General features: G+C 38.9%; 16 protein-coding genes and 1 pseudogene. 12 read left to right on the top strand and 5 right to left on the bottom strand.

Annotated features, from left to right (window positions below):
* Positions 1–3: 3 nt before the first annotated feature.
* Positions 4–867, bottom strand: a complete 864-nt coding sequence (locus IQ242_RS02680) for a glycosyltransferase 87 family protein (protein WP_228020787.1) — start codon at positions 865–867, stop codon at positions 4–6.
* A 77-nt stretch (positions 868–944) separates the two neighbouring features.
* Here IQ242_RS02680 and IQ242_RS02675 point away from each other — a divergent pair, with 77 nt between their 5' ends.
* Both IQ242_RS02675 and IQ242_RS02670 read left to right on the top strand, forming a co-directional pair.
* Positions 945–1,943, top strand: coding sequence for a glycosyltransferase family 2 protein (locus tag IQ242_RS02675; protein ID WP_193958948.1), 999 nt, complete (start codon positions 945–947; stop codon positions 1,941–1,943).
* Between the two features lie 52 nt (positions 1,944–1,995).
* Positions 1,996–3,474, top strand: a complete 1,479-nt coding sequence (locus IQ242_RS02670; protein WP_193958947.1) for an NAD(P)/FAD-dependent oxidoreductase — start codon at positions 1,996–1,998, stop codon at positions 3,472–3,474.
* Positions 3,475–3,477: 3 nt separating this feature from the next.
* Here the strand turns inward: IQ242_RS02670 and IQ242_RS02665 are convergent, their stop codons facing one another.
* A complete protein-coding gene (locus tag IQ242_RS02665) occupies positions 3,478–3,675 on the bottom strand; it encodes a type II toxin-antitoxin system HicB family antitoxin (protein WP_002740518.1) in 198 nt (65 codons plus the stop codon).
* 181 nt (positions 3,676–3,856) lie between these two features.
* On the bottom strand, positions 3,857–4,567 hold the full coding sequence (locus tag IQ242_RS02660) for a Uma2 family endonuclease (protein ID WP_193958946.1): 711 nt from the start codon (positions 4,565–4,567) through the stop codon (positions 3,857–3,859).
* 87 nt (positions 4,568–4,654) lie between these two features.
* Here IQ242_RS02660 and IQ242_RS26990 point away from each other — a divergent pair.
* The 4 genes and pseudogenes from IQ242_RS26990 to IQ242_RS02640 all read left to right on the top strand — a co-directional run.
* Positions 4,655–5,562, top strand: a pseudogene (locus IQ242_RS26990) (lipopolysaccharide biosynthesis protein); the annotation flags it as partial.
* Positions 5,560–6,117 carry a polysaccharide biosynthesis C-terminal domain-containing protein gene (locus tag IQ242_RS26985; protein ID WP_228020788.1) on the top strand — a complete coding sequence of 186 codons (558 nt, stop codon included), beginning with the start codon at positions 5,560–5,562 and terminating at the stop codon, positions 6,115–6,117. The pseudogene IQ242_RS26990 and the gene IQ242_RS26985, both read left to right, overlap by 3 nt.
* An 18-nt stretch (positions 6,118–6,135) precedes the next feature.
* Positions 6,136–7,023 carry a glycosyltransferase family 2 protein gene (locus tag IQ242_RS02645; protein ID WP_193958943.1) on the top strand — a complete coding sequence of 296 codons (888 nt, stop codon included), beginning with the start codon at positions 6,136–6,138 and terminating at the stop codon, positions 7,021–7,023.
* 18 nt (positions 7,024–7,041) lie between these two features.
* Positions 7,042–8,166, top strand: coding sequence for a glycosyltransferase family 1 protein (locus tag IQ242_RS02640; protein WP_193958942.1), 1,125 nt, complete (start codon positions 7,042–7,044; stop codon positions 8,164–8,166).
* On the opposite strand, the gene IQ242_RS02635 is transcribed toward IQ242_RS02640, so the two are convergent.
* On the bottom strand, positions 8,159–9,115 hold the full coding sequence (locus tag IQ242_RS02635; protein ID WP_193958941.1) for a glycosyltransferase family 2 protein: 957 nt from the start codon (positions 9,113–9,115) through the stop codon (positions 8,159–8,161). The genes IQ242_RS02640 and IQ242_RS02635 overlap by 8 nt on opposite strands.
* Positions 9,116–9,128: 13 nt before the next feature.
* The gene (locus IQ242_RS02630; RefSeq protein WP_193958940.1) at positions 9,129–10,202 is read right to left on the bottom strand and encodes a sulfotransferase; all 1,074 of its coding nucleotides are present in this window, start codon (positions 10,200–10,202) and stop codon (positions 9,129–9,131) included.
* A 289-nt stretch (positions 10,203–10,491) separates the two neighbouring features.
* Here IQ242_RS02630 and IQ242_RS02625 point away from each other — a divergent pair, with 289 nt between their 5' ends.
* From IQ242_RS02625 to IQ242_RS02600, 6 genes are all read left to right on the top strand, one after another.
* The gene (locus IQ242_RS02625; protein ID WP_193958939.1) at positions 10,492–11,487 is read left to right on the top strand and encodes a glycosyltransferase family 2 protein; all 996 of its coding nucleotides are present in this window, start codon (positions 10,492–10,494) and stop codon (positions 11,485–11,487) included.
* Positions 11,488–11,502: 15 nt separating this feature from the next.
* Entirely contained in the window at positions 11,503–12,249 is a 747-nt protein-coding gene (locus IQ242_RS02620) for a sulfotransferase (protein ID WP_193958938.1), read from the top strand.
* Between the two features lie 550 nt (positions 12,250–12,799).
* Positions 12,800–13,744, top strand: a complete 945-nt coding sequence (locus tag IQ242_RS02615; protein ID WP_193958937.1) for a LysR family transcriptional regulator — start codon at positions 12,800–12,802, stop codon at positions 13,742–13,744.
* A 46-nt stretch (positions 13,745–13,790) separates the two neighbouring features.
* The gene (locus IQ242_RS02610; protein WP_193958936.1) at positions 13,791–15,644 is read left to right on the top strand and encodes an NAD(P)H-quinone oxidoreductase subunit F; all 1,854 of its coding nucleotides are present in this window, start codon (positions 13,791–13,793) and stop codon (positions 15,642–15,644) included.
* Positions 15,645–15,724: 80 nt separating this feature from the next.
* Positions 15,725–16,450, top strand: a complete 726-nt coding sequence (locus IQ242_RS02605; protein ID WP_193958935.1) for a carbonic anhydrase — start codon at positions 15,725–15,727, stop codon at positions 16,448–16,450.
* 78 nt (positions 16,451–16,528) lie between these two features.
* Positions 16,529–18,079 (top strand): NADH-quinone oxidoreductase subunit M, encoded by a 1,551-nt coding sequence (locus IQ242_RS02600; protein WP_193958934.1) that lies wholly within the window; start codon positions 16,529–16,531, stop codon positions 18,077–18,079.
* Positions 18,080–18,201: the final 122 nt, after the last annotated feature.

Raw genomic sequence — 18,201 nt, 5'->3', positions numbered from 1 at the left:
GCGTCAGACGTGTATAAGAGACAGACCTAGAACTAGGCCAATTGTGGTTAATAAAACAAGAGTTATTTCTGTACTAATTCCGAATTTCATGATAATATTAATACTTGAAACACCATCATCTGCCACATATTTGATCTGATTTAAAAAGCTACCGATTACTTTCTCAAAGTTTAATCTAGTGGTGTGAGCGATAGCAAAAGTAGCCGAGATAATATAGACAAAAGCGAGAATTACCGTTTTAAACTTTCTCTTAATTACTAAACTCAAAAGATAGGGTGCTGAGATGTTAGGTTTAACGAGAGCAATGCCCATAAATACCCCCGCTAGATAATTTTTATTGGCTTGTAATAACCAGTAAACAATTATTAACAAAGCATTGACAATTAAACCGTATTGCCCATTATTAAGGGTGGTACAGTTACTACTAATGGCCAGAGAAGTAAACACAAAAAAATAGGCAGCCATTCGGCCAAAAGGCAAACCTAATTGATAGGCAAAACGGCTTAAAATGCCCAGAGAAATCAGATTTAAAAAAACGTGATAGAAACGGGTTAAAGTCGAATAAATGGGGGGAAACATGAAAAATCCCGTCAAAAAAGCCCAGGGTGGATAGCCACCGGAGCGAATTTTCCCCAATTCTGCATTAATATCGGCGGGATTCATGCGATAGGGATAAATTCCCAGATAAATATACTGTTGTTCTTGCCAACGTTCTAATAAATCTCTGGCACCAGAGGGACTACTATCAAAAGCTAGGGTATAAAATCCTTTAGCTAAGTAGGCAACAGCCAGCCAAGCAAAAATAAGCGTAAGAATCGATAAAATTGGCTGTTTTTTGGCAAAAATCATGGCTTTATTCAGGAACATACTTCGCAAAAATCAGCAACTCCTTGACAAGATAGCAAATCTGAGCCTCAATATACATTGAACTTGACCAAAAAACGATGAATGAGTTTTTTAATAATTCCTTAATTTCTATCATTATTCCAGTCTATAGAGGCGGAGAAGCCTTTAATAACTGTTTAGCCAGCTTATCCACCAGTTTACTCGCCCCCAGGGAGGTTATTGTCGTGGTTGATGGAAATGACCTCCAATCCTATGAAACTGCGGTCAGTTTTGGAGCAGAAGTCTTACAGTTAGAAAGCAATCAAGGGCCAGCAGTGGCAAGAAATCAAGGGGCGGCCATGGCTAAGGGTGATATTCTCTTTTTTATGGATGCAGATGTGACTATTCATCCCGATACTTTAGCAAAAATCGCCCAAGTATTCCATCAAGATTCTACCCTAGCGGCGTTGATTGGTTCCTACGATGACCAACCCGGGGCGGTCAATTTTCTTTCCCAGTATAAAAACCTTTTTCATCATTACAATCATCAAATTGGTTGCGAGGATGCTTCCACTTTTTGGGGAGCTTGTGGAGCAATTAAACGGGATATTTTCGAGAAAATAGGCGGTTTTGAGGAAAGTTATCTTTATCCCTCTATTGAAGATATCGAACTGGGTTATCGTCTCAAAGCTCAAGGCTACCGGATTCGTTTGTGTAAAGATATCTACGTTAAACATCTCAAACATTGGACGGTTTCTTCCCTGTTGAGAGCCGATTTTTTCTATCGCGCCCTACCCTGGACAGAATTAATTCACCGTCAGCAAAATTTTGTTAATGACCTTAATTTACAATGGTCTAGTCGTTGGAGTGTGGTATTGGTTTATACACTTTTATTTTTACTGCTGGCCAGTTTATGGTATTATTATTTGCTTTTGGGCGTGGCTGTGTTAGCATTGGGCTTAATTCTCTTAAACTTACCTGTTTATCAGTTTTTTCGACAAAAGCGAGGATTATCTTTTGCTATGCTAACTTTGCCTTGGCACTGGTTATATTATCTCTACAGTGGTCTGGCTTTCGTCCTTGGTACGGGACGCTATTGGCTGCAACGTCTGGCTTGAGTTGACAGGCATTTTGACAAAATAAACGACAAATTCCTGATTCATATAAACTATGAAAACAGTAAATCAACTCAATTCTCCCCATACCGTCGTCATTGGTGGCGGTCCGGCCGGATTAACGGCCGCCTATTGTCTAGCCAAACACGAACTACATTCAATTGTACTAGAAAAAGGCGATCGAGTTGGGGGCATTTCCCGCACCGAAACCTACAAGGATTATCGCTTCGATATCGGTGGTCATCGCTTTTTTACCAAAGTTCCCGAAGTGCAACATTTGTGGCGGGAAGTGTTAGGGGATGATTTTATCAAAGTTCCCCGTTTATCACGGATTTACTATCAGGGTAAATTTTTTAGTTATCCCTTGGAACCCATGAATGCTGTTAGTAATTTAGGGTTTATCCAAAGTCTATTAATTGTTTATAGTTACTTCAAAGTTAAATTTTATCCTTTACCCCTAGAAGAAAATTTTGAACAATGGGTGACTAATCGCTTTGGTCAACAGTTGTATGAAACTTTTTTTAAAAGTTATACCGAAAAAGTTTGGGGTATTCCCTGCACCCAAATTCGTGCCGATTGGGCGGCACAACGTATTCAAGGATTATCCTTAAAAAAAGCCGTCATTAACGCCGTTTTTGGTGACAATGACACTAAAACTTTAATCAAAGAGTTTGATTATCCGCTGCTTGGACCGGGGATGATGTGGGAGCGTTTTCAAGAAAAATTAGAAGTACAAGGTTGTCCTGTGTGGCTAGATACGGAAGTCATTAAAGTCAAAAGAAAGGGTCAAAAAATTACCAGTATTATCATCAAAAAAGGCGAGGAAATATCCGAGATTACTGGGGATCATTTTATCAACACGATGCCAATTACTGCCCTGATGCACCGTTTAGACCCCTTACCACCTGAAAAAGTGTTACAAGCGGCAAGAGGATTAAAATATCGGGATTTTTTGATTGTTCCCATTGTGGTTAACCAAGAACACCTATTTCCGGATAACTGGATTTATATTCACAGTCCCGAATTTCAAGTGGGACGCATTCAGAATTTTAAAAACTGGAGTCCGAAAATGGTTCCCGACCCGAAGAAAACTTGCTTAGGCATGGAGTATTTTTGTAGCGAGGGTGATAAATTATGGGAAATGGATAATCAGAGTTTGATTCGTTTGGCTAGTCAAGAAATAGTTAATCTCGGGTTAGTCGATGACATCAATAAAGTGGAAGACGGAACGGTGATTCGACAAAAGAAAGCCTACCCCGTTTATGATGACGAATACCAACAACATTTACTGGTGCTGCAAAACTATGTCGATAGTTTGGAAAATCTGCAATCTGTGGGCAGAAATGGGATGCACCGCTATAATAATCAAGACCATTCCATGTTATCGGCTATCCTGGCTGTCGAGAATATTATGGGAGCGAATCATAACCTCTGGAAAGTCAATACTGAGCGTTCTTACCATGAGGAATTTATGACGAAATCTGAGGGAGCATCTCACCTTTGTAACCTAAGCACAAATTTATTACTTAAGTAAGCTTTAAGCAACTTCATCCTGATACACTTTGGGATAATTTTCGATTGATAATTCTAATACTTCTACACCATTGGTAATAGCCTCTTCATAGGAATCGCCATGAGTTCGCCATTTTTGACCAATAAAGTCTGGAAATCCTACTAGATAGCAGTTGTCCTCTTCTGACCATTGAATGATTATTGTATATTTGAGTTTATTCATTTTCTTGTTTCCTTTTGACTTCTTAGATGGCGTTTGAAACTTCTTTTTCTAAATAAATTTTAGCGGCCAAGCTATCCTTCTCTGAAAGGCTAATTCTTCCTTCATATAAAGAATGAAAAAGCTCTTAAAAAGACGATGTAATCGCCTTAATCCCAGGTTCTAAAATCACCTTTTTAATCACCTATTCTTCTTCTAAACTTAATCCTAACGCCTGTAAACGTTCCGCTAGTCGATCCGCACGTTTCTTTTCTTTATCGGCGCGTTTCTTTTCTTTATCGGCACGTTTCTTTTCTTTATCGGCACGCTGTTTTTCTTGACGCATTTGAGACTCTAACTCAACAGTTGTTAAAAATTTCTCTCCATCAGGACGATACAATTCTAAACTAGATTTATCCCAGATAAAACGCACACCTAAACGGGGACTTATCCAGTCATTTATGGGGATAATTTCCCTTAAATGTTCTCCCTGTCTTTGCCAACCTTGTAAACGACAGCGCATCGGGTTATATAAATAGTATTCTTCTACACTATATGTGTCATAAAACTCTAATTTTCGACTCATTTCTGCTTTTGTATTCTTAGGTGATAGAATTTCAAAAACCACTTGAGGAGCGATATTTTCTTCATTCCATTGACGATAGGAACCCCTCCGTCCTTTGGGACGGCCAAAAGCTACCATCACATCAGGAGCAACCGGTGAAACTAAAGTAGAACGCACAGGATACCAGAGTAAATCCCCCGCAATAAATACCTGAGGGTCATCCGCAAAGATAATCTCTAAATTCTCCTTAATTTTGACAATCCACTCGTATTGTTCGGTATTATCTGCCATCGGTTGACCATCGCTATCCGGGAAAAGAATATCTTCGTCAATATCAAGATAACTAACCATTGTCTTTTGATTTTAATAGATGGTTGTTTTCTGATTGTAGCAAAATTTTGATCTATAATGAAAGCTGAAATTAAAATATCCTAAAAGATGAGCATTAAAGATAAAACAATTCAAGGTGTTTTGTGGTCAGGACTGCAAAACTGGGGCAGCCAAGCAGGTTCATTGATAATATTTCTAATTCTCGCTCGTTTATTAACTCCAGAAGCTTTTGGCTTGGTAGCATTGTCTAATGTACTAATTAACTTCATGCAGATTTTCTTAAATCAAGGGTTTGCTCAAGTATTGATCCAAAAACAGGATTTAGAATCGAGAGAGATAAATACAGTTTTTTGGACACAATTATTGACTGGTTTTTTTTAACAACTATCACTTTTACTTCTGCTATTCTCATATCTAAAATTTTTCAGCAACCATTTTTAATTCCTATTCTCCAAGTTCTTTCCTTAGTTTTTGTTATTAATGCTTTCAGTCAAACTCAAGTAGCTTTATTAAGGCGATATTTTAAGTTTAAGATCATGGCAATTCGCTCTTTAGTAGGAATTATCATTGCTGGTATCGTGGGCGTAGGAATGGCACTTTTAGAGGCAGGAGTTTGGAGTTTAGTCGGACAACAATTAACCTACGAACTGACGGGAGTTATTGTTCTCTGGACAGCCAGTAATTGGCGACCAAAATTAGAATTTTCTCTAGCATTTTTAAGGTCAGTACTGCATTTTAGTATCAATGTTTTAGGATATAAGTTAGTTGAATTTTTTAATCAGCGAACCGATAATCTACTCATCGGTTATTTTCTAGGAGAAGCTGCCCTAGGCTATTATGGGATTTCCCATCGGATTTTAGAAGTAATGAGTCAATCGCTGATAGGAACTTTAAATCAAGTTGCTTTACCCACTTTTTCTCGTTTACAAGACAACTCTCAAAAATTGATCGAGGCATTTTATCGAGTCACTCAATTTACTAGCTTAATCGCCTTTCCCGTCTTCTTTGCCTTCATGATTCTCAGTCCAGAATTAGTAATTAGTTTGTTCGGTCAAAAATGGACTGACGCTATTCCTATTCTCCAAATTATCCCCCTTGTGGGAATACTTCGGGCTATCACTGTTTTTCAAAGGTCTGCGTTTGTCGCCCTCGGTCAACCCGTGTTACAGTTTAAATTAGGTCTTCTCAACGCTACTTTAAATATTATCGCTTGCCTCATCGCTGTCCAGTGGGGAATTGTGGCCGTAGCTAGAGCTTATGTCCTCAGTGATTATCTAGTTTTTCCCCTCGGACAATGGTTATTAAGTCAATTAATTTCCCTTTCTTGGAAAACCTATCTATCTCAATTTATCCCTGCCATCACTGGCACAGTTATAATGGGTTTAACGATTTTCATCAGTCAACAATTGCTCACCCTTTGGCTAGAACCTCAAGGTCGTTTGATAATTTGTTCCCTTTTGGGAATAATCATCTATACTGCCACCCTCCGCCTCGCTTTCCCTCGATTATTTTCACAAATTTTTACGATGTTTAGTCTCTTACGAGAATCTACTAAAACTAGCCATAAATAACCTAATTATTTCAGGTTTATGATGACAGAAAAACTAATCAATTTTTCCATTATTATTCCCACCTATAACCGTCCCGAAAGACTAAAAACCTGCCTAGACTCTCTCCTAAATCTAGATTATCCCCCAGATAACTTTGAAATTATTATCGTCGATGATGGCAGTAATCAACCCCTTGATCCCCTGATTAAACCCTACCAAAACCAATTAAATTTAACTCTCATTCGCCAAGAAAATGCTGGACCGGCCAAAGCCAGAAATACCGGCGCTAACAGGGCCAAAGGTGAATATTTAGCCTTTACCGATGATGACTGTACCCTCGACTCAAAATGGCTCCAGTCCCTTGAACAAGGCTTCTCAGAGACACCAAATGCCCTCTTAGGCGGAAAAATAATCAACGCCCTGCCAGATAATCCCTATTCCACTGCTAGTCAAGTACTGTTTGATTATCTCTATGATTATTATAATAGTAACTTTGTGCAAACTCGTTTTTTTACTACTAATAATTTTGCTCTTTCGAGGGAATTGTTTAACGGGGTAGGACAATTGAATATTTATTTTCGTTTCGGAGAAGATCGGGAGTTTTGCGATCGCTGGCTATTTGCTGGATATTCTTTACATTATCTTCCCCAAGCGATAATTTACCATGGTCATGATCTCAGTTTACGGAGATTTTGGCAACAACATTTTAACTATGGTTGTGCTGCATTTTATTTTCATCAAATTCGTTCTCACCGCCATCAAACAGCCCTAAAATTTGAGCCATTAAGCTTTTACTTTCAACTACTAACTTATCCATTTTCAAAAAAATGTGAGCAACGATCAAAAATATTTCTTTTTGGCTTGTTATTAATCTCACAATTAGCCAATATTTGGGGATTTTTAAAGGCAAAATATTTAGCTCTATAAATTGCTATAACTAAAAAAATGAACCGGAATTATCAAATTAAAATAGGTATAGATGGTAGTTTTTTATCAGGTCAGAAACGGGGTCATGCTCGTTATTCTTTTGAGCTTTGTCGTGAACTAGACAAATATTTACCTAATGCCAATTTCTTTGTTTATAGTCCATTACCAATAGAAATGCCGGTTATCTCTCCTCGATGGAAACTAAGGACTCAGGGAAAAATATTAGCAGTCTCACCAATATTGTGGTTAAAAATTATTGGTAGTTGGATTTGTAGAAAAGATCAGTTAGATATCTTCTGGGGAACCTATTTTTTTCTACCCTATCTTGATCAATCAACTAAAACAATTCTGACTGTTCATGATTTTTGGTTTGACATAGATCCCACAGGTATGGATTGGTTTCATACTCAAGGTTTTTACCTATTTCTTAAAAATGATGTAAAACGAGCCAATACCATAATTACAAACTCTCAAGAAACCGATAGGCAACTATTCAATTATACTGGTCGTAATTCTATTATTATTCAACCCGGAGTTAGTGAGATATTTAAACCTTTATCAAGGGATATAGTCAAGAGTGAATTAGAAAATTATCAAATTTCTAGTCCCTATCTTTTGAATGTAGCTACTTGGGAACCTAGAAAAAATGTCGAATTATTATTTAAAACTTTTATTAATCTGAAAAAAGAAGGTTTAATTCCTGATCATAAACTGGTTTTAGTCGGAAAAAAGGGGTGGAAATATGAAGGGATAGAAACCTTGATTGCTAATGAGGGAAAAAATGATATAATGGTTCTTGGTTACGTTCCAGATGAACAATTACCCGCCCTTTATAGTGGTGCTGATTTATTTGTTTTTCCTTCTATTCATGAAGGATTTGGCATACCTGTATTAGAAGCGAGAGCTTGTGGGACCAAAGTGGTGACAACTGATATTCCTGAATTAAGGGAAGCAGGTGGCTCTGATGTTATCTATATTCAGCCAACAGAATTAGGTATTAGACAAGGAATTTTAACAGGTTTAAGTCAATCTTTTGTTAATCAAAATCATCAAAATATTCCTACTTGGAAAGAAGGTGCTAAAATTTTGGCAGAAATTATTAGTTGTCATTCTGTACAGAACAAAAATAGGTATATTACTTAGCGTTTTTGCCTATGTGTATCCATAGCCAATCTCTAATCACTTTAGGTAAAGTTTTTCTTCCGATATTCATAAATAAATCTCTGAAATATCCTTGAAATAAATAATGTAAAAAATAATTATCATACAAAAATCTGACCTTTTTAAATTCTTTCCAAATCTGACTATCTCTCATTCCTTGAGCAATAAAATATTGTTCTGTCCAGTCCAAATAAGCTCGATTTTCCCAATATCTTTGATGATATTTTATAGCGATAAAATGAGCATCACTTGGCTTTTCTCGATGTTTAATCCAGCAACTTTGAGAAACATAAATTGGGAAATTTAAACCAATTTTTGTAAAAAGCACCGTATCTTCAGCCCAACCCCGAAACTGTGCTGCAGATTTTCCTACTTTAATTAATACTTCACGGCGTAGCATAACATTACTAGGAATGGGTTTTTGTTTTCCTTGTTTCCATAAAATAGGTAATAAATTAGGAGGGTAAATAATAGTATTTGATTCTATTCCTAAAGATACAAAATAATCTCGGTTTATATCTTCTATTTTTCCCGTCCAACTATGCCAAAATTGCACCCATCCATAAACCATTGCTACTTCTGGATAAGATGCAAAAATAGCAAGTTGCTCTGTTAATTTATGAGGTAGCCAAATATCATCCGCATCTAAAAAAGCAATAAACTCACCCTTAGCCTGTTCAATTCCTAAATTACGAGACGCACTCATACCGCAATTTTCATGATGGGGATGTTCAATATAATAGACTTTTTGAGGATTTTTCCGAGCATAATTTAAGGCAATATCGCTACTATTATCTGTTGAGCCATCATCAACTAATAAAAGTTCCCAATGTTCGTAATTCTGAGCAAAAACACTAGCGATGGCTTCGGTAATAAATTTTTCTTCGTTCCAAAAAATAATTATGACTGAAACTAAATTTTGATCCTCCATGTTTAGCTCCTAATTATAATTGATCTTCGGGATAATATCCCAGTTGTTCCGCTAAGGGATTAACAATATTTTTAAGAATGTTAATTTCATCTAGAGTGATTTTTGTCAATTGATCAATTTTAGGTAAATCATCTTTATTAGCAATTTTTATTAATTGATTGGGAGCTTTTAAGTCAATTTCTAAATAAGATGCTAATTCTTTTAACTCAAAATTTCCCTTAACTACATCTTCATATTTTAAGAGTTTAGCATTCAGTTTTTCATGATACAAAACATAGCTTTCGCTTAAGTTTCTCCAAATATATCCAAAGTTTTCAGTAGTCATCTGTTGTTGATCAAGATAGGTAAAAATTTTATAAGATTGATAAGAATGATAGGGATTTCTTATTAAAAAAATAAATTTTGATTCAGGAAACAGCCATTGTAAGTAAACTGCATGGTCTCCCGTTAACCGGACTTCTTTTATGCCCCAACGTTTTGCGCCTTTTTGCCTAGCAGGGATAGCAAAAAGATTAATAAAAAAAAGACGATGAGCTTGTTGAAAAAAACTTAAATCTGGATACAAATTAGCAACCCATTGATTACTAATATCTTCAAATTTTTGACGATATATGAAGTCTTTTTTGGGAAAATCTTGGGAAAATGGCTCGATTTGTTTAGCCATATTCTGAATAATAAATGAACGAGCGTAGGGTTCGCCCCAAATGACAGTTTCTGATGAACTCATCATCCATCGCTGAATCCAAGTTGAACCAGAACGCATACCAGCAGAAAATATAAAAATTGGTTTTTCAGTTATCTCTTGAATATCGCTTGTGTTGATTTCAGGAAATCTCCATTTAATCCAATTAATCCCTTGAACAATATTGAGAGGATTACCATAATATTCTTGCTGGTGGATGTTTTTTTTTAAGGAATGATAATACAATTGTCTGCCCATTTTCTCCCACAACCAATGGCGGAGAAATTTAGGGAAAGTTTTTCTTCCTAAACTTATGGCTAAATCGAGCCAACCTTTGATGGATAATAAGTCACCCATAGGATAATAATTATTTAGATGTGTTGGTTGTACTTCTTGAGCTTTCATTTTTGCTCGGGGGGATATTGTTTTATACGGTTAAGTAGCTAGTTATAATTAAATTGAAGATAGATTTTGGGTTCGATCCCCCCTTAATCCCCCCTTAATCAGGGGGGTATCTGAAAGTTTTTAACATCTACCTACTTATAATGGTATCATATTTGGTGATTTAAGTAGGTAGGCACAATTATTTGTAGGATGGGTTAGCGGTAGCCCAACCTACGTTCATTTTATATTTAATTCCACCCACCTACTTATCTAAATCACCATTGTTTTATAATTATGATTGGTAATTTTTATGCAAGAAAAAGAAGTCTCTGTAATTATTCCCGCTTATAATAGCGAACTATACATTGAAGAGGCGATTAATAGCATTCTAAAACAATCCTTTAGTCGCTGGGAAATGATTATTGTCAATGATGGTTCAACCGATAATACTCAAGCTATCATTGAAGAATTGATACTAAAAGATAACAGAATTAAATTGATCGTGCAAGAAAATAGTGGTTCTGCATTAGCAAGACACAGAGGATTTATACATTCTCAAGGAAAATATATTTATTTTTTAGATGCAGATGATCGCCCTAAACCTAATGCCTTAGAAAGATTATACTTAGCTTTAGAATCCTGGACAGAAGCTGTTGCTTCCTATGGAAATATTGTCGAAGTTGATCTAAATAATAATAGGATATTTCAACCTAATTCCATTGTGGAAGAACTAACTCCAATTGATCTGTTTACTCGCATTATTGAACGAGGTATATTTTCTATGGGAGCAGTTTGTATTAGACGAAGTTTTTTAACTTCAGAAGACTTTTTAACTCATTTAACCATTGGCGAAGATTGGTTATTCTGGTGTCGGTTAGCTGCTAAAGGTCTTTTTGTATTTATCGGCGAAGATCCGATTATTGAAATTCGTCGTCATCAGACTAATAAAACAAAAATACCAATTTCTGAACTGGTGAAAAATTGGGACAAAGCTAGAGAAATTATTTTTACGGATCCGGCTGTTAGGCAAAAATTACCTACTAGGTTATTGGCTAAACATTACCAAACAAATAAATTTTATACCTATTATGATGTTATCAAACTATCTTGGCGATTACAAGCTTATGATTCAACTGTGATCTATCTGGGTAAATCAATGATTACTATCATAGAAAATCCTCTAGGATTTTTCCATATTACAGGAAGATTTAACCGAGAAATTTGGCGATATTTGCGTCATCTTGTCAATGACTGGCAGATATTTATTGTAAAATATATTAGCAACAACCACCAGAGCCAGAAGTAAAAAGGATTAATAAAAATGAGTAAAACATTAATTATTGGTTTAGGAACGGGGAGATGTGGATCGCTTTCTTTATCTTATTTTTTAAATAATCAACCTGGAATTAAAGTTCTCCATGAAGGAGCAATTAATTACCAAGCCCATCCCTTGAAATGGTATAATGATCATGAAAATGTTTGGAAATGGATAGAAAATCTAGATAAACTTTCAGATTCAAACCAATATTTTGGCGACATTGGGATGTATTTTCTTCCCTATGTTGCTTTCTTAATTGAAAAATTTCCTCGCAGCAAATTTATTTGCCTGAAACGAGAAAGAGAAGCGGTAATTCACAGTTATTTGCAATGGACTCAAGACCATAATCCCTGGTATGAACATAATGGAAAAACCTGGAAAAAAAATGAAGTTTGGGATGCTTCTTTTCCTAAATTTAACGAGTCTGATAAGGCTAAAGCTGTGGGATTATATTGGGATATGTACTATGAAAAAATTGAAAAGTTAATTGAAAAATATCCTCAAAATATCTGTTGTTTTCAGACAGAATCTCTCAATGAGGTGAATAGCAGAAATGCCCTGTTAGATTTTATTGAATATGATGGAGATAGAAACCTAGAAGGACAGTATCATACTCATAAAAAAAGAGCTATCTTTGCTAAACTTCGCCGTAATTTTGCCGAGGTTAGTATTAGCTTAGGTAAACGGATTTTACCGAAGTTCGTTCGTCATCAATTATGGATTAAGTTTGCCAAGTTTTTTTATTATTAAAGCATAAAATAAATGCTTAAAGCTTACTAAAAAAGTCCGATTCAAAACTCCAGAAAAACTCTGACAAACTTTTCAATTATTATCCCCACCTATAACCGTCCCAAAAGATTCAAAACCTGTTTAGACTCGCTGCTTAATCTCGATTATCTCTACGATTACTATAATCATTGCTGCCAAAAAGTCCAATTGTTCACTTCCAATAATTATTCCACAAAGTCCGACAATTTGACGTTTTCTTCGCCCTCGCCGTTGGAGAAGCTCGGCAATTTCGCGATCGCTGGTTAGGGTCTGGTTATCCCCTAGTTTATCTTGCCGCCGCGATCATTGATCCTGCCCATCACCTCACCCCGAGTAAATGCTGGCGACAACCTCAAGGGGTGACAAGAAGCTGAAAAAGGAGACTGGGAAAAAAGCTGATAGCTACAAAAGGTCTTAAGCGGCGGTTATATCTATTAAAGTCTATATTTATCAAAAAGTTAATTGACTAGAATCTATAAAAACGTTAGGATTTATTGTAACAAATAGTTGTTATTGAGAAGAGGATAAGAACTTGATACAGGCAACCCTGCACCAGTTAAGGGTTTTCGAGGCTACCGCTCGACACAGTAGCTTCACCAAGGCGGCCGAGGAGTTATTTATCACTCAACCCACCGTCTCAACCCAAGTCAAACAACTCACAAAAGCCGTGGGTTTACCGCTATTCGAGCAAATTGGCAAACGTTTATTTTTAACCGAAGCGGGTCAGGAATTACTGTTCACCTGTCAAGAGATTTTTAATAAATTGGACAACTTTCAGATGAAAGTGGCCGATATTAAGGGAACTAGACAGGGAAAACTGACTTTAGGCGTAATTACTACCGCTAAATACTTTGTACCGCGATTACTGGGGGCATTCTGTCAACAGTATCCCGGTATTGACATCGCCCTGCAAGTGACTAATCATCAGAAACTGCAAGAGCGAATGTTAAATAACGAGGATGACCTCTATATTCTCAGTCAACCGCCGGAAGAAGTGGAACTTTGTTCTCAGTCTTTCCTCGAAAATCCCCTGGTGGTGGTGGCGCGACGAGATCATCCATTGGTGGGTAAGAAAAATCTCCCCCTTGAATCCCTTAACCAGCAACCTTTTATTATGCGCGAATCGGGATCTGGAACCCGCCAAGCGGTACAAAAATTATTTAATCTCCACGATATTAAAGTTAAGGTGCGCTTGGAATTAGGCAGTAACGAAGCCATTAAACAGGCTATTTCTGGCGGTTTGGGAATATCGGTACTATCTAAGCATACTCTCATCTCGGAAGGGGAAAACGGAGAATTAGCCATCCTCGACCTGGAACATTTTCCGATTCAGCGCAATTGGTACGTTTGTTATCTGGCCGGAAAACAGCTTTCCGTGATTGCCGATGCCTTTTTAAAATACCTGCTGGAAGCTAGTCAAACCATCCCCATTCATGCCCCGTTAAAAAATGGCCACAGCCTATTAGTGACCCATTAAACCTTAAACTTTAATTCAGGATCATTTTTCTTCTTGAGGTGGTTATATGTTCGAGTCCTTCAGCCAGACTATCTGGTTGGTACCTCTTTATGCCCTTGCGGGCGCACTTCTCGCTCTACCCTGGTCTCCCGGTATTATCCGGCAAACTGGCCCGCGACCGGCCGGTTATCTGAACTTGATCATGACCTGCTGGGCCTTTTTACATAGCCTTTTTGCTTTGATCGCCGTTTGGGGTCGTCCGCCGCAATCTATAGCATTTAATTGGCTAAATGCCGCAGATTTAAGCATATCTTTAGATGTGCAGATTTCGGTCGTTAATATCGGGGCTTTATTGCTAATTACCGGCTTAAACCTCGCTGCGCAGGTATATGCGATCGCCTATCTAGAAATGGATTGGGGTTGGGCCAGGTTTTATTCTCTCGTCGCTCTCTTTGAAGGGGGTATGTGCGCCCTGGTTATCTGTAATTCGCTATTTTTCAGCTATTGTGTGCTAGAAGTTCTCACCCTCGGCACTTATCTGCTAATTGGTTTCTGGTTTAATCAATCTCTGGTGGTAACGGGGGCGCGGGACGCTTTTCTAACCAAACGGATTGGCGATTTAATCCTCTTGATGGGAGTGGTGGCCCTTTTACCCCTGGCGGGAACCTGGAACTTTGACCAATTGGCAGAATGGGCGGCTACAGCCAATTTAAACCCCAATGTGGCTAATTTACTCTGTTTCGCATTGATTGCAGGTCCGATGGGCAAATGCGCTCAATTTCCCCTGCATTTATGGCTAGATGAGGCCATGGAAGGACCGATGCCGGCGACAATTCTGCGGAATACCGTCGTCGTTTCCACTGGCGCTTGGTTATTGGTGAAATTAGAGCCGGTGCTACAATTATCGCCCCTAACCCTACAAGTAATGATCGTTGTTGGCTCTGTTACTGCCATCGGTGCGGGGTTAATTGCGATCGCCCAGATCGATGTCAAGCGCTCCCTTTCCTATTCCGTCAGTGCCTACATGGGACTGATTTTTATCGCTGTGGCCACCGGACAAACGGAAACCGCTTTAGTGTTACTCTTTACTTATGCGATCGCTATGTCCCTGTTAGTCATGGTGGTGGGTAACATTGTTTGGAATAATATCAGCCAAGATTTAAGCCAATACGGCGGTTTATGGTCTCGTCGTCCCGTTTCCGGCATTTGTTATCTCGTCGGTGCCGCTAGTTTAGTCGCACTGCCTCCCTTTGGTGGTTTTTGGGCATTAGCCCGCATGGCCGATCGCCTCGCAGAAGTCAGTGGTTTACTGTTATTAGTGCTATTGTTGGTCAATGCCTTAACTGCCTTTAGTGTCACTAGAGAATTTTGCGTTTTCTTTGGCGGTAAAATCAAACCAATGACCCTGCGCTCTCCGGAAGCTCTTTGGCCCTTAGTTATCCCCATGACTGTGACCATGGGTTTCGCCATTCATCTGCCGATTTTATTAGCGCAATGGCATTTATTACCAAGTAACTTAAATCTGGGAGTGGCTTTTCTCTTGGTGCTTTCCACTGCTGCGGGCGTAATTCCGGCAGCATATATTTATCTGAATGAAAATATCTCCAAACCGATCGTTTTTCAACCCAAAGCCCTTCAAGATTTCTTCGCCAACGACCTTTATACAGCCCAATTGTATAAAGTTACCATCGTTTTTGTCGTCGGATTAATCTCGCAAATTATTAACTGGATCGATACCTTTCTGGTGGATGGGATAGTTAATCTGGTGGGATTAGCCACGGTTTTTGGTGGTCAGAGTTTGAAATATAACGTCTCGGGACAGACCCAATTTTACTTTCTGTCGATTATTTTGGGGGTGGCTTTGATTGGTATTATCATCTGCTGGCCCCTACTATCACAAATTTCTCTAGTTTTCAGTTAAAGATTTGATAACTTAGGCTTTTCTTTAGCATCCCCGGCCCTGACAATAGGATTTGTCCTGATTAATGGAAACAATTACCTATGTTCAACACCTCTCGTCGCCAATTAATCCGTTATGGGGGTGGTTTTTTGGGAACCAGTCTAGCCGCCTCTGTTTTGGGTTCTCAGTTGTCCAAAACTAACGCCCAAACCGCCGTTAATTCCCAGCCATGGCTAACGGCTCAATATAAAGGATTGAACCCAGACCAAGCTTTAACTATGCTCATGGAAGGCAATCAACGTTTCTGGGAACGAAGACAAAAAAGTCCTAACCGCGATCAAGGGCGACTCACAGAAGTGGCCGAAAGTCAAGCCCCTTTTGCGGCAATTTTGGGCTGTGCCGATTCTCGCGTGCCGGCAGAAATCGTTTTTGATCGCGGATTAGGAGATCTATTTGTTTGTCGGGTAGCGGGAAATTTAGCCACTTCCGAAGAAATTGGTAGCCTTGAATTCGGCACGTTGGTGTTAGGAGCCAAGGTAATTGTTGTCCTTGGTCATTCTCGTTGTGGAGCGGTAAAAGCCACCATTGAAGGCGGTCGTTTCCCCGGACAAATCGGTCGTTTAATCGATGGCCTACAGGTGGGAGTTGATCGGGCCGAAAAACAACCCGGTTCCAACAAACTTGAGCGAGCCATTAAATCCAATGTTGTCTATCAAGTAGAGAAATTGGGCAAATCCCCAGTCATGGGTGATTTAGTAGATAAAAAACAATTAAAAATTGTTGGAGCCTACTACGATCTCGATACCGGCAAAGTGAATTTAATCTAGTCAATTCCCGATTAGTCATCGTGTCGGTTGGCTAATCGTTTTCTCATCCCAGTCATTATAAATTCGATCGATACCAATATGCTCAGTACCCTGCTTTGGTTGCCAATAATTGGAGCAATTATCGTCGGTCTTTTCCCCGATAAATTCGCCCCAGCAAAATTACGTCAAATTACCCTCTTTTTTGTTGCCGCCGTCTTCTTGTGGTCTTTATATCTGCTGACCCAATATAACTTAACCAGCAATGGCTTTCAATTTTCTGAATACCGCGAATGGGCAAAACCAATCGGTTTAAGTTATAACCTCGGAGTCGATGGTTTGTCCTTACCGTTAATTATTTTAAGCTGTTTCTTGACAGGAATAGCTATCTATAGTAGCGAAGAAAAAATAGAGCGTCCCCGACTTTATTACATCCTAATCCTCCTGATTAACGCCGGGGTTTCTGGGGCATTAATGGCCAAAAACCTGCTGCTGTTCATCGTTTTCTATGAACTAGAATTAATCCCCTTTTATCTGATGATTGCTATCTGGGGAGGCGAAAAACGTGGCTATGCTTCGATTAAATTTCTTCTCTACACTGCTGTCTCTGGGTTATTAGTCCTAGCGGCATTTTTAGGCATAGGTTTCCTCAACGGTGGTACTTTTGACTATTCCTCCCTCTCCACCGCCGATTTCTCCCAAAACACCCAGTTACTGCTCTTAACTCTGCTGTTAGTGGGATTTGGCATCAAAATCCCCCTCGTACCTCTCCATACTTGGCTACCGGATGCCTATACGGAAGCTTCCCCCGCTACAGCAATTCTATTAGGTGGTATCCTCGCTAAACTCGGTACTTATGGCTTAGTTCGCTTTGGTCTGCAATTATTCCCGGAAACTTGGTCTTTAATCGCCCCCGGACTGGCAATTGTCGGCGTTACTAGCGTTATTTACGGGGCCTTGAGTGCTATTGCCCAAAAAGACATTAAACGCATGGTGGCCTACAGTTCGATCGGTCACATGGGCTATATACTGGTAGCAGCCGCCGCCGGCACGGGTTTAAGCGTCCTTGGTGCCGTCGCGCAGATGATTAGCCACGGTCTCATTCTCGCCCTCTTATTCTATCTGGTGGGCATCGTCGAACGCAAAGCTGGAACCAGAGATTTAGACGTTTTAAACGGTTTAATGAACCCAATTCGCGGTTTACCCTTGGTTAGCGCCCTATTAATTCTCGCCGGTATGGCCAGCGCTGGGATACCCGGATTAGTGGGATTTGTGGCGGAATTTATCGTTTTTCAGGGTAGTTTTTCCCGTTTTCCCGTGCAGACGGTTCTCTGTATCATCGCTTCCGGTTTAACGGCGGTTTACTTTGTTATCCTGCTTAATCGCACCTGTTTTGGTAAATTGGATAATAAACTTGCCTACTATCCCAAAGTCCTGGAATCGGAAACTATCCCCGCTTTTGTCCTAATGGTATTAATCGTCTTTTTAGGTATTCAACCCAATTATTTAGTCCGTTGGATTGAACCCACCACTAACTCGATGGTTGCCAGCTTATCGGGGGAAGCAAAACCTAGTTTTGTCTTCAAAAAATCTTCGCAAAAGTCCTCAAAAACCAACTGGTTAAATCGGGGTAAATTTTTGAGTAATAGTTAGGGTTGGCTGAATAAATCTAAAAACCTTGTTGGATAAGACTTTTAGACTTTTTTGACCTCAAAAAGTGCCAGCCGAGAGTGATCGGGGCGAAAATTCCGGGACTTTTTTCCTGAAAATTAGGT

Source organism: Microcystis sp. LEGE 08355, assembly GCF_015207185.1.
GTDB lineage: Bacteria > Cyanobacteriota > Cyanobacteriia > Cyanobacteriales > Microcystaceae > Microcystis > Microcystis panniformis.
This window is presented reverse-complemented; position numbering and strand designations above follow the sequence as displayed.

Bases quoted from the DNA above. Each gene is read 5' to 3' on its own strand.
- IQ242_RS02610 (WP_193958936.1), top strand. From the start codon at position 13,791: ATGTTCGAGTCCTTCAGCCAGACTATCTGGTTGGTACCTCTTTATGCC.
- IQ242_RS02670 (WP_193958947.1), top strand. From the start codon at position 1,996: ATGAAAACAGTAAATCAACTCAATTCTCCCCATACCGTCGTCATTGGT.
- IQ242_RS02680 (WP_228020787.1), bottom strand. From the start codon at position 867: ATGTTCCTGAATAAAGCCATGATTTTTGCCAAAAAACAGCCAATTTTA.
- IQ242_RS02620 (WP_193958938.1), top strand. From the start codon at position 11,503: ATGAGTAAAACATTAATTATTGGTTTAGGAACGGGGAGATGTGGATCG.
- IQ242_RS02665 (WP_002740518.1), bottom strand. From the start codon at position 3,675: ATGAATAAACTCAAATATACAATAATCATTCAATGGTCAGAAGAGGAC.
- IQ242_RS02605 (WP_193958935.1), top strand. From the start codon at position 15,725: ATGTTCAACACCTCTCGTCGCCAATTAATCCGTTATGGGGGTGGTTTT.
- IQ242_RS02625 (WP_193958939.1), top strand. From the start codon at position 10,492: ATGCAAGAAAAAGAAGTCTCTGTAATTATTCCCGCTTATAATAGCGAA.
- IQ242_RS02645 (WP_193958943.1), top strand. From the start codon at position 6,136: ATGATGACAGAAAAACTAATCAATTTTTCCATTATTATTCCCACCTAT.
- IQ242_RS26985 (WP_228020788.1), top strand. From the start codon at position 5,560: ATGATTCTCAGTCCAGAATTAGTAATTAGTTTGTTCGGTCAAAAATGG.
- IQ242_RS02640 (WP_193958942.1), top strand. From the start codon at position 7,042: ATGAACCGGAATTATCAAATTAAAATAGGTATAGATGGTAGTTTTTTA.
- IQ242_RS02635 (WP_193958941.1), bottom strand. From the start codon at position 9,115: ATGGAGGATCAAAATTTAGTTTCAGTCATAATTATTTTTTGGAACGAA.
- IQ242_RS02630 (WP_193958940.1), bottom strand. From the start codon at position 10,202: ATGAAAGCTCAAGAAGTACAACCAACACATCTAAATAATTATTATCCT.
- IQ242_RS02660 (WP_193958946.1), bottom strand. From the start codon at position 4,567: ATGGTTAGTTATCTTGATATTGACGAAGATATTCTTTTCCCGGATAGC.
- IQ242_RS02600 (WP_193958934.1), top strand. From the start codon at position 16,529: ATGCTCAGTACCCTGCTTTGGTTGCCAATAATTGGAGCAATTATCGTC.
- IQ242_RS02675 (WP_193958948.1), top strand. From the start codon at position 945: ATGAATGAGTTTTTTAATAATTCCTTAATTTCTATCATTATTCCAGTC.